The 9,011-nt window shown below is 66.4% G+C and carries 15 protein-coding genes and 1 pseudogene; 7 read left to right on the top strand and 9 right to left on the bottom strand.

Features of this window, described 5'->3' with window-relative positions:
* Positions 1-943, bottom strand: a 943-nt coding sequence (locus tag ALA01S_RS17890) for a recombinase family protein (protein WP_169805953.1), incomplete at its 3' end; no start/stop codon positions are given.
* A gap of 331 nt (positions 944-1,274) precedes the next feature.
* On the opposite strand from ALA01S_RS17890, the gene ALA01S_RS33195 reads away from it, so the two are divergent.
* The 5 genes from ALA01S_RS33195 to ALA01S_RS17865 all read left to right on the top strand — a co-directional run bounded on the left by ALA01S_RS33195 (position 1,275) and on the right by ALA01S_RS17865 (position 4,730).
* Entirely contained in the window at positions 1,275-1,481 is a 207-nt protein-coding gene (locus ALA01S_RS33195) for a hypothetical protein (RefSeq protein WP_157119102.1), read from the top strand.
* Positions 1,482-1,727: 246 nt separating this feature from the next.
* Positions 1,728-2,351, top strand: coding sequence for a hypothetical protein (locus ALA01S_RS17880; protein ID WP_169805952.1), 624 nt, complete (start codon positions 1,728-1,730; stop codon positions 2,349-2,351).
* Between the two features lie 32 nt (positions 2,352-2,383).
* Positions 2,384-3,730 carry a DDE-type integrase/transposase/recombinase gene (locus tag ALA01S_RS17875; RefSeq protein ID WP_066338981.1) on the top strand — a complete coding sequence of 449 codons (1,347 nt, stop codon included), beginning with the start codon at positions 2,384-2,386 and terminating at the stop codon, positions 3,728-3,730.
* The gene (locus tag ALA01S_RS17870) at positions 3,730-4,527 is read left to right on the top strand and encodes an ExeA family protein (protein WP_066338980.1); all 798 of its coding nucleotides are present in this window, start codon (positions 3,730-3,732) and stop codon (positions 4,525-4,527) included. The genes ALA01S_RS17875 and ALA01S_RS17870 overlap by 1 nt, the downstream gene beginning before the upstream one ends.
* Positions 4,524-4,730 (top strand): hypothetical protein, encoded by a 207-nt coding sequence (locus ALA01S_RS17865; protein ID WP_066338974.1) that lies wholly within the window; start codon positions 4,524-4,526, stop codon positions 4,728-4,730. The genes ALA01S_RS17870 and ALA01S_RS17865 overlap by 4 nt, the downstream gene beginning before the upstream one ends.
* A gap of 15 nt (positions 4,731-4,745) precedes the next feature.
* Here ALA01S_RS17865 and ALA01S_RS17860 read toward each other — a convergent pair whose 3' ends face one another.
* Together ALA01S_RS17860 and ALA01S_RS31985 are read right to left on the bottom strand one after the other, a co-directional pair.
* Entirely contained in the window at positions 4,746-5,216 is a 471-nt protein-coding gene (locus ALA01S_RS17860) for a helix-turn-helix domain-containing protein (protein WP_066338971.1), read from the bottom strand.
* Positions 5,217-5,419: 203 nt separating this feature from the next.
* Positions 5,420-5,659 (bottom strand): DUF5372 family protein, encoded by a 240-nt coding sequence (locus tag ALA01S_RS31985; RefSeq protein ID WP_084267686.1) that lies wholly within the window; start codon positions 5,657-5,659, stop codon positions 5,420-5,422.
* 53 nt (positions 5,660-5,712) lie between these two features.
* Between ALA01S_RS31985 and ALA01S_RS31980 the strand changes: the two are divergent.
* Positions 5,713-6,075 (top strand): annotated as a pseudogene (locus tag ALA01S_RS31980) (integrase core domain-containing protein); the annotation flags it as partial.
* A gap of 14 nt (positions 6,076-6,089) precedes the next feature.
* On the top strand, positions 6,090-6,269 hold the full coding sequence (locus ALA01S_RS33190; protein WP_157119101.1) for a hypothetical protein: 180 nt from the start codon (positions 6,090-6,092) through the stop codon (positions 6,267-6,269).
* A 6-nt stretch (positions 6,270-6,275) separates the two neighbouring features.
* Here ALA01S_RS33190 and ALA01S_RS17850 read toward each other — a convergent pair whose 3' ends face one another.
* The 6 genes from ALA01S_RS17850 to ALA01S_RS17825 form a co-directional block, all read right to left on the bottom strand.
* Positions 6,276-6,539 carry a hypothetical protein gene (locus tag ALA01S_RS17850; protein ID WP_157119100.1) on the bottom strand — a complete coding sequence of 88 codons (264 nt, stop codon included), beginning with the start codon at positions 6,537-6,539 and terminating at the stop codon, positions 6,276-6,278.
* Between the two features lie 70 nt (positions 6,540-6,609).
* Complete coding sequence (locus ALA01S_RS17845) at positions 6,610-7,023, bottom strand: hypothetical protein (protein ID WP_066338963.1); 414 nt, start codon at positions 7,021-7,023, stop codon at positions 6,610-6,612.
* A 197-nt stretch (positions 7,024-7,220) separates the two neighbouring features.
* Positions 7,221-7,535 (bottom strand): hypothetical protein, encoded by a 315-nt coding sequence (locus tag ALA01S_RS17840; protein ID WP_066338955.1) that lies wholly within the window; start codon positions 7,533-7,535, stop codon positions 7,221-7,223.
* A 20-nt stretch (positions 7,536-7,555) separates the two neighbouring features.
* Positions 7,556-7,789, bottom strand: a complete 234-nt coding sequence (locus tag ALA01S_RS17835; RefSeq protein WP_157119099.1) for a hypothetical protein — start codon at positions 7,787-7,789, stop codon at positions 7,556-7,558.
* Positions 7,790-7,881: 92 nt separating this feature from the next.
* Positions 7,882-8,709, bottom strand: coding sequence for a hypothetical protein (locus tag ALA01S_RS17830; protein ID WP_066338947.1), 828 nt, complete (start codon positions 8,707-8,709; stop codon positions 7,882-7,884).
* 2 nt (positions 8,710-8,711) lie between these two features.
* A complete protein-coding gene (locus ALA01S_RS17825) occupies positions 8,712-9,011 on the bottom strand; it encodes a hypothetical protein (RefSeq protein WP_157119098.1) in 300 nt (99 codons plus the stop codon).

Raw genomic sequence — 9,011 nt, 5'->3', positions numbered from 1 at the left:
CGAGCACATTGCCCCGCAGCGTGGCCTGGTGGCGTTCGAACTCCTCCCAGGAGATATAGCCCGGGTGTGCATCTTGGATCAGCACCTGCCACTCTGCCTGCGGCACGCCCATCTGCCGCATCTTGAACTGGGCGTTGTACCTGGTGCGGGTGCGCCCGTAGGCGAACGCTCCGGCATATCGCGGGTTGTGCAGGAGCTGCAGCACGCGCGAGTGGGTGATCGGTCCCCACAGCAGGTCGCCCTTGCCGATGCCACGACGGAGCCGTTGAGGGAACAACAGCTCCTCACCGCGCATGCGGCGCACGACGGCGTATGCCGAGCCCGTCTCCCGGAAGGTGTCGAACACCAGCCGCACGGTGTCCTGGATCTGACGATCCGGATCAAGTACCACGCGGCCAGCACCGTCGTACACCAGTCCAACAGGAAGAGGCATCTCCAGCTCGCCACGCCGGGCCTTGTTGATGATGCCGCCCTGCAGCCGGCACTTGAGCACGTGCAGCTCCGCCTCGCTCATGGTGCCCTTGAGCCCGAGCAGCAGCCGGTCGTTGAAGTGGGCCGGGTCGTACACGCCGTCCTCGTTGCAGATCAGCGTACCGGTGAGCGCGCAGATCTCCAGCAGCCGATGCCAGTCCATGGAGTTGCGTGCCAGGCGCGAGACCTCCAAGCCCAGCACGATGCCGGCATGCCCCATGCCAACCTCGGCCACCAGGCGCTGGAAGCCTTCGCGGTCCGACGAGGCGCCTGACTGGCCCAGGTCGCTGTCGATCACGATGACCTGCTCCTGGGCCCAGCCCAGCGCCACCGCGCGCTGGCGTAGGTCGTACTGGCGCTTGGTGCTCTCCGCGTTCTCGAACACCTGACGCAGCGTCGACTGGCGCACGTACAGGTAGGCATTGCGCTTGAGGTGACTGGCGTGCACCTTCTGATGGTGGTCGGTCATCATGCGAGGACCTCCTGGCGTGCGAGCAAGATCATGTCGGCCAACAGCGACGTCACTTGCGCGTGCAACTGCACGGGGCATGTCTCCTGGCTTGACGTCATCGATGCCGACGGCAGCCGTGATGACGGCGCTACACATTGGCATTGGCTCCATGCCAGCATCCACGCGCGCATGCCGCGCCGCATGAACAGCGTCAAGCCATGGGCTTGGCCACGGTAATGCTCAAGGAACTGGCGCCGTAGTTCCTCGTAGCGCTCAACGAGCCCGCCGTCGCACGATGCCGGCGCCGCCGACGGGGGCTTCAGCGTCGCTTTCTTGTGCGTAGCAGCCGCAGTTGTCGCTCGATGCTGCGCGGGTGAACCTGCACACCCAGCCGCTGGTGGACAAGCTCGGCCAAGCGTTGTCCACGCATGCCGGGGTCGGCAGCACGCGCCTCGATGATGAAGTCCAGTACCAGCGGCGTGAGCTTGTGTTGTCTCCCACTTTGATTTGCATTTCACCGCCCGGTTCTCTCCGCAATGCTTCACCAGCCAGCGCGTGACCGCGGTGAGGCAATGAGGGAAGGCGCGTGAGGCTCACGCCAGGGAAGCCGACCTGCAGGTCGGCTTCCCTGGCGTGGCGACGAGGATGACGGTGGGAGACATGCGCGCCGGGGCTGCGCTGGCGCGCAGGCTCCCCCGAGATGACGGCCGCGGCTGCGCCGCGTTGTGCCTGGCGTTTAGCCTGGGAGCCTGGTCATTGCCATGAGGAGGACCCGCAGGGCGGCAACCCCGCGGGCCCGATGCCGGTGCAGCTTCGATTCGACACGGGGCTTGCCGGCGCCGAGTACGTTACCCGAGAGCTCTGGCGTCGGGCAATCCTTCCACGCTGTCCGCTGCACCCACGCGGAGGCTGTGGGCTGGCCCGGCACGGCAGCTACGCGCGCAAGCGCCCGGCGGGCACCCGCATCGCACGCTGGTACTGCCCGCAAGGCCACTGCACGTTCAGCCTGCTGCCTGACCACCTGGCAGCCCGCTTCCCCGGCACGCTGGCCGAGATCGAGCAGGTGGCAGCCGCGGCGCAAGACGCCTGCAGCCTGGAGGCCTGTGCCCACCAACTGCGCCCCGACCCGATCGGGCTGCCCGGCGCGCTGCGCTGGGTGCGCCGGCGGCTGACGGTGGTGCGCGCGCTGCTGCCGCTGGCCGTGACGATGTTGCCGGCGCTGCTGCAGGGCTGCGCGGCCACGGTCACGGCCGTGCGCCAGCGCCTGCAGGAGCCCAACGCCCTGGAGCGGCTGCGCGCGCTGTTGGCGCGCGAGCTGCCGGCGCTGGCCACTCCGCTCGGATTGCGCCACCGCCGCCGCGGTGGCGGTGACGGTATCGGCGGCCTCCAACAACACATGGGGCCTGACCCGCCGCCCGCGGCTGCCTAGGGTCGGAACTCTTCCACCAGGAGGAGCGCTTCGTGACCGATCCCGCACACGCCCAGGCCGTGGCCCTGTTCCGCTACGGGCTCATCGCCGACTTGCTGCACATGCCCCTGGGCAGCCGTGGCCTGTACCCGCGGCTGCGGGAGAAGGCTGCGCTGGAGTACGTCATCCCCGGCAGCAGCCGCACCCGGGTGGCGGCCGAGACGCTGCGCCACTGGCTCAAGGACTACCGGCGCGGCGGCTTCGACGCGCTGTTCCCCAAGGACCGCAGCGACCGGGGACGCTCGCGCGCGCTGTCGCAGGCCACGGCCGACGCGCTGCTGAGCCTCAAGGAAGAGCAGCCCTACCTGTCGATCGCGCAACTGATCGCCGCCCTGGGGCCGACGCCGACGGAGTCGGCCGGCCCCGCGGCCTCGACCGTGCACCGGCTGCTGCAGCGCGCCGGGCTGATGGAGCGCGGCAGCGCCGCCCAGGACTGCGGCGACCAGGACCGCCGGCGCTTCGCCTTCGCGCACCCGGGGCAGCTGTGGATGAGTGACGTGATGCACGGCCCCAGCGTCACGCTGACGGGATCGCGCGTGCGGCGCAAGACCTACCTGATCGCGTTCCTCGACGACGCCACGCGCGTGGTGCCGTACTGCGCCTTCGCCCTGTCCGAGAACACCCAGGCGTTCCTGCCCGTCTTCAAGCAGGCCCTGCTGCGCCGCGGCACCCCGCAGCGCCTGTACGTGGACAACGGCGCCAACTACCGCTCGCAGCAGCTGGCCCTGGTGTGCGCCCGGCTGGGCGTGGCGCTGATCCATGCCCGGCCCTACCAACCCCAGGGTAAGGGCAAGCAGGAACGTTGGTTCCGCACGGTACGGGCCCAGCTGCTGCCCACCCTGACCGAGGCCGATACCGCCAGCCTCGAAGCCCTCAACCGCCGACTGTGGGCCTGGGTGGAGGGCGAGTACCACCACAGCCCACACCGGGGCCTGGACGGGCTTACGCCCATGGAGCGCTGGGCCCAGAGCGAGCAGCCGCCGCGCCTGCTCGATCCCAGGCTCGACCTCGACGAGCTGTTCCTCTTCGAGGCCAAGCGCCGCGTGCAGCGCGACCACACCGTCAGCCTCGATGGCCGGCTCTTCGAGCTCGATGCCACGCTCGTGGGCCAGACCGTGACGCTGCGCTACGACCCGGCCACCGCCGCCTCGCGCGGCATCGACGTCTGGCACGACGGGCGCTTCGTCGAGCGCGCCCGGGCACTCGACGCCTACGCCAACTGCTTCGTGCGCCGGCGCCGTCCCACCCAGGTCCTGGAGCCCGACGCGCCGGCCTCGGCGCCTCGCCCCACGGGCCTGGCTCTGCGCCACCTGCGCGGCCCCAACGACAAGGAGCGGTGATGTACCTGACCCACTTCGGTCTGACGCACTACCCCTTCGAGCGTGCGCTCGAGCCCGACGAACTGTTCGCCTCCAGCGCCGTGTGCGAGGCGCAGGTACGGCTGACCCACCTGGTGGAGCTGCGCGGTATCGGCTTGATCACCGGCGAGGTCGGCTCGGGCAAGACCACGGCGTGCCGCCGGCTCGCCGCCACGCTGCACCCGGGGCTGCACCGGCTGTTCTACGTGCCGCTGTCCACCGGGAACGTGATGGACATGTACAAGGCCATCGCCTGGCAGCTCGGGCTGCCGGTGGAGCGCAACCGCGCCGCCGCCTACCGTGCCATCCATACCGAGGTCTGCCGCCTGGCCGTCGAATGCCACATCCATCCCGTGCTGGTCGTGGACGAGGCCCAACACCTGCGCAACGACGTACTCGAAGACCTGCGGCTGCTGACCAACTACGAGATGGACGCCGCGCCGCGGCTGTGCCTGCTGCTGGTGGGCTTGACCGAGCTGCGCCGGCGCCTGGCCATGGCCGTGCACGAGTCGCTGGCCCAGCGCATCGTCGTGCGCTACCACCTCGGCGGCCTGGCCCGCGACGAGCTCGGCGCCTACCTCGACCACCGGCTGCAGCTGGCCGGCACCAGCTTGCCGCTGTTCGAGCCTGGCGCCGTCGAGGCGCTGTACCAGGCCACCCACGGCCTGCCGCGCAAGGTCAACCGCATCGCCCACTACGCGCTGTCGGCCGCCGCGCTGGCCAAGGCGCGGCAGATCGACCCCGAGCACGTCCACCGCGCCGTTGAGGAAGTGCAATGAAGCGCCGCACCGTCCTCGTGCCCATGCTGCTGCCCAGGATCTCCGACCAGGCCGCGGTGCAACTGCTCGACATCCTGGAGCAGCTGCTGGCGTGCGTGCGCCATCACTACGCGCCGCAGATCGAACGCTGGCAGCGCCGTCAGCGCCACAACGACTTGCCCTTCGACCCCACGCCGCCCCCGGACGACGGCCTGCCGTTCTGATCCAGTTCGGCTCTCTCACCAAGCAACACGGCCCGGCATCCCCGGGCCGTCTTCGTTGCCCATCCGCATTACGCCACCGTCCCACACTGCTTCACCTGGGGGCCCAATGCGGGAAGTCGCGCGTCCCGCGTCACAAAACTGCGTGGGAAAGACAAGGTGGAAAAGCCCGGGAGACAACAGCTTGTGCGCGCCATGCGGTCCAGGCTTGTGGGCAATCAAACCGGCCAGACCGCCTTGCCGGAACGACTCCTGCGCCTGGTAAAAGGCCGGGCGCGAGAGGCCACAGGTCTTGGCGGCTTCGCTGATGGGGCGCTTGTCGATATGAACGAGCCGCAGCATCTCGTACTTCACCTGCAGCAGATCGTTGGGGTCGAAGAACTCGCTGCCCTTGAACAGCGGATGCATGACGCCGTCGGGTCGAGGGTTGAGCGTGGCGTGCTGGTGCAGGATCACGTTCTTGTCGTGCTTGCCCTGGTCAGCGTCCATGGTTACCTCGGAAGTTGGCGGTACTGTTGCTGTAAAAGTAATTATGTAGCGTGGCGCTTGGAATTCAAGGAGATTTACAGCTCTGCTTCAAGACCCTCAAAGTTCAACGCATACGGCAACGGCTTGCTGCTAAATATTATTCGGCAAAGACATAATCGGCCTTACAGCCCACACATATTCAACCTTACACGCCGGCGCCCATCTCAGGGCTGAAGTGCACTGACGAGGCGCGCCAGATCGAGCAGTTCCTGAGTCCGAAGCGCAGCCCGGCCGGCGGCGACGACATTGAACGGATCTTCTGCGACGAGATCCGTCCAGTTCGCAGGAATAGAGCGCAACCGGCCTTCACGGCCCCGAAAGAATGCGCTGTCCTCGTGCCAGTTCTGGCCACGCATGACCAAGTCGAACTGCTGACCGAAGAGCGGATGGTACGGATGGGTCACCCGAAAAAGTCGTCGCTCGATGGGCCCAAGAGGTGCAGTTGACTGCTCGCTCTAACGCCTACGTCGAGTCCCTGTTCCGCACCGCCAAGTACCGCCCGGAGTTCCCCAGCAAAGGCTTCGCGGACTTGGCCGACGCCCGCAGTTGGGCCGCACGCTTCGTTCATTGGTACAACCATGAGCATCGGCACAGCGGGATCCAATACGTCAGTCCGGCACAACGCCATGCGGGCCAGGACACGAGCATCTTGGCCGCCCGTCACGTGCTCTACAGCGAAGCCCGAGATCTCCATCCACGTCGCTGGTCACGTGGCACTCGCAACTGGACTCCAGTCGCCGCCGTGACCCTCAACCCTGAGCGCGATGCCGTCGTAGCCGCACACGTGCCGGTCCGGAATAAACAGCCGCTGGCTGCATAGGTCAGGCGACAACTATGTTGACGCGCGCCAGTGTTCCCGCTTTGCTCTGTGTAGAACACGGCGGGGCCGGACTTGCCATCACCAATGTAAAGTGCTCCTACCGGGAGACTGATATCGCCGGCCATGACGGCCAGCACATCGTCATGCGCGGCATTGAGCGCCTCGTTGAAAGGGAACAGTCTTTTCATGGGTGACTGCCTTTAACGCCGCTCATGAGAGACTGGCATCATCAGCGAGGCCAAACAGGAGCCGATCCCCAGGGAGATCCAGATACCGAAAGCCATGAGAGCCAGCAAGGTCAGGACGGTTTGAGAGGGTGCAACGCCACCGTTTTCCAGTAGCTGGCTGACAATCCACCCGCTGCTGATCTTGTAGAACAAGAAGCAGGCAGCCACTTGAAATGCGAGAGTGAGCAGCTCATCGCAGATGAACAGGGCGATGCCTTTGCGGGTTGAGGGTTCCATCATTGATCCCTTGTAGAAGCAGGAAAGAGGTCTGTGCAGGCGCAGGCGCCCCACGTGAGAAAAGCTGAATTCAGTAGTAGGACGTGCGCCGATGCCGCAGGAGGAACCAAGCCCCGATGCAAACCGCCAAGACACCTGCGCGGGTGTACCAGGCATTCCACCAAACTACCGGATAAAAGTCAGGCATGTATGCCGAGAGCGGACCTGCGGCCCACACATTCATCGCCGGCCACCAGGCCATGTATTCCAGCGCCAGCAGCAGCGGCCAGGTTTCACTGATGTGCACGAACTCGGCATCGCGCCCGAAATACACGCAAAGCCCTGCAAGGGCCACTACCGTCGCAGACAGGAGCAGGACGCCGAGCATGGTCTTGAAGTCCAGTCCCAGCGTCGACGCGAGCTGGTAGATGCCGAACGCGGCGGCCACCACGACAGCGACGATCAGAAAGAGCACGGGGTCGGCATTGCTGCTGCGCGTATTCATGTCAGCCTCCTGGCCGCCAAAGCGGCAGTTGAGAATCAAAAACAGCTGCGAACAAACCACGCCACATACCGGACCCCTATCCCGCGTACCTCGGCTCCCTGTTTGGGCCCGCCCTTGTTCAAGGTGGATGAAGGAGAAGTCAGGGCGGGACAGGGGAGGGGGTTTTTGGGGTTGGGGTGGTGGGTCGCGTATGTTGTTTAATGCCCGTCCAGCTTCGCTTTCAGCATGAGCACCAGGCCGATGGCCAGCACCCAGAAGATGAATTTCAGGAAGCGCCAGGTGCCGTAGCGGTAGAGCCGGATCCCGGCCTTGGCTTGCCTGACGCGCCGCACGCGGCGCTTGGCCCACAGCAGCGCAACCGCCAGCGCCATGCCCGACATCAGGCCCTCGGTGCGGTGCAGCAGGGCCGGTATTGCCAGCAGCGCCGGAAACAGCAGCGCGTCGCCGTACATGGCGGCGTTTTCGAAGGCGCGCCCCCACTTGTCCGGCCAGGAATCGGAATCGAGTGCCATGCCGCACCTCCTGTGCTGCGTCAACGGCCGCGGCCCGTCCGGGGCTGGCCAACCTGCCGAGACTGCCCTTGCTGGACCTGCCGCACCGTGCACGGCAGCTGATTCACCGTGGCCGTGTCGATCCGACCGAGCGAGAGCAACGTCCGGCCCCTGGCCAGCATCCCATCCAACTCCTTGGACAGCCGCGAGCGGACGCGCTGCGCCGAATTCGCGTCAAGGCTCATGCCCTTGAGCGCGGACTTCATGGCGTCCATGAGCTGCGCTTTCGACGCCGGCACTCTGCTGCACTGAGCGGGCACCAGGCGCGCCACTTGGTCTGCGTTGGTGTTCCCGCAGGCCATGGCCTTCAGCCAGCCCGGCTGGCAGGCGTTGAGCCCACGCGGAAAAAGCGCCGCCAGCCGGACACCGGCCGCGTGAACGATTCGGGCGCGACTTTCGGCATCAGCAGGTCAACCTCAACGACCGGCACAGGTGCTGGCGGCACGATGCCTCGCGCAAAGCGTGCAATGACCATCTCGGCACGGTCGCCCAGCAGTTCGTGCAGCAGCGGGTAGTCCAGGTCCAGGACCCGCAGCACGGCGTCAGGCAGGCCCTCGGCGACGTCGCGGTCCATCGTTTGATAGGTGTCGTAGTGCAGCACCTGCAGGGCAGCGTAGTCGGCATGGTCCCGGGGCCGATGCCACGTGCGGCCGATCTTGGGAAATATGGACCTGAAGGCGTGCCCCAGGCTGTCCACCTCCCAGATGCTGAATCGCTCGTCGTCCAGGAGCTTCACAAGCTGCGCCGCAATGACCTGGCACGCCCAGGGACCCAGGACTTCCGGCGCCGGCTCGGCGTCCATCTGAGCACCGGCACCGACGTCATTCCCGAAGGCGTCGAAGAAGCGGTCGACCACCTCGTCAATGGACTGCGCGTCAGGCTCTGCAACGGCAATGTACGGCGTCGTCTCGCCGATGCTCTGGCCCGCGATCAACCTTGAGCGCCACCACTCCACGTACCGCCGCGTGAGGCTGCCGTAGTAGCTCACACCGCCCGCATTCGTGCAGTGCAGTACGAACGGCCCCATCCCCGCGGCCAGAGCGAGCGTGTGGCCGTGGCCGCACACCATCTCACCGGCGCGCAGTTGCGTCAGCAGATCGCGCACGCTGGGCAATGACTTGTCATCGGTTGGCATGGTCACCGCTGCTCCTTTGACGAGGATTGCAGCCGCTGCAGGCATACCTCGGGAATCCGTTGGCCAGACCTGTTGAGCTGAATGCAATGCTCAACTACCTGGCGTTCGACCTCAGCCAGCCGCTGGTTGATTTCCTTGGCTTGGTCCAGCAGCTGTTGCCACTGCTCGGGAGAGTGCAGCGCCAAGGGGTCTGCCGGCCCATGGGACACACCGTGCTGTGCGGCGCATGGGACGGACACCGCAGCGGCCACCGCCATCGTGGCGGCCACGCGCACGAATACCAGTTTGAAGCGTGTATTCAT

Origin of the sequence: Azohydromonas lata NBRC 102462, from assembly GCF_001571085.1 — a bacterium.
In the GTDB taxonomy this organism is placed as follows: domain Bacteria; phylum Pseudomonadota; class Gammaproteobacteria; order Burkholderiales; family Burkholderiaceae_C; genus Azohydromonas; species Azohydromonas lata.
The sequence above is the reverse complement of the archived record's forward strand: the minus strand, read 5'-3'. Positions and strand labels throughout refer to the sequence as shown.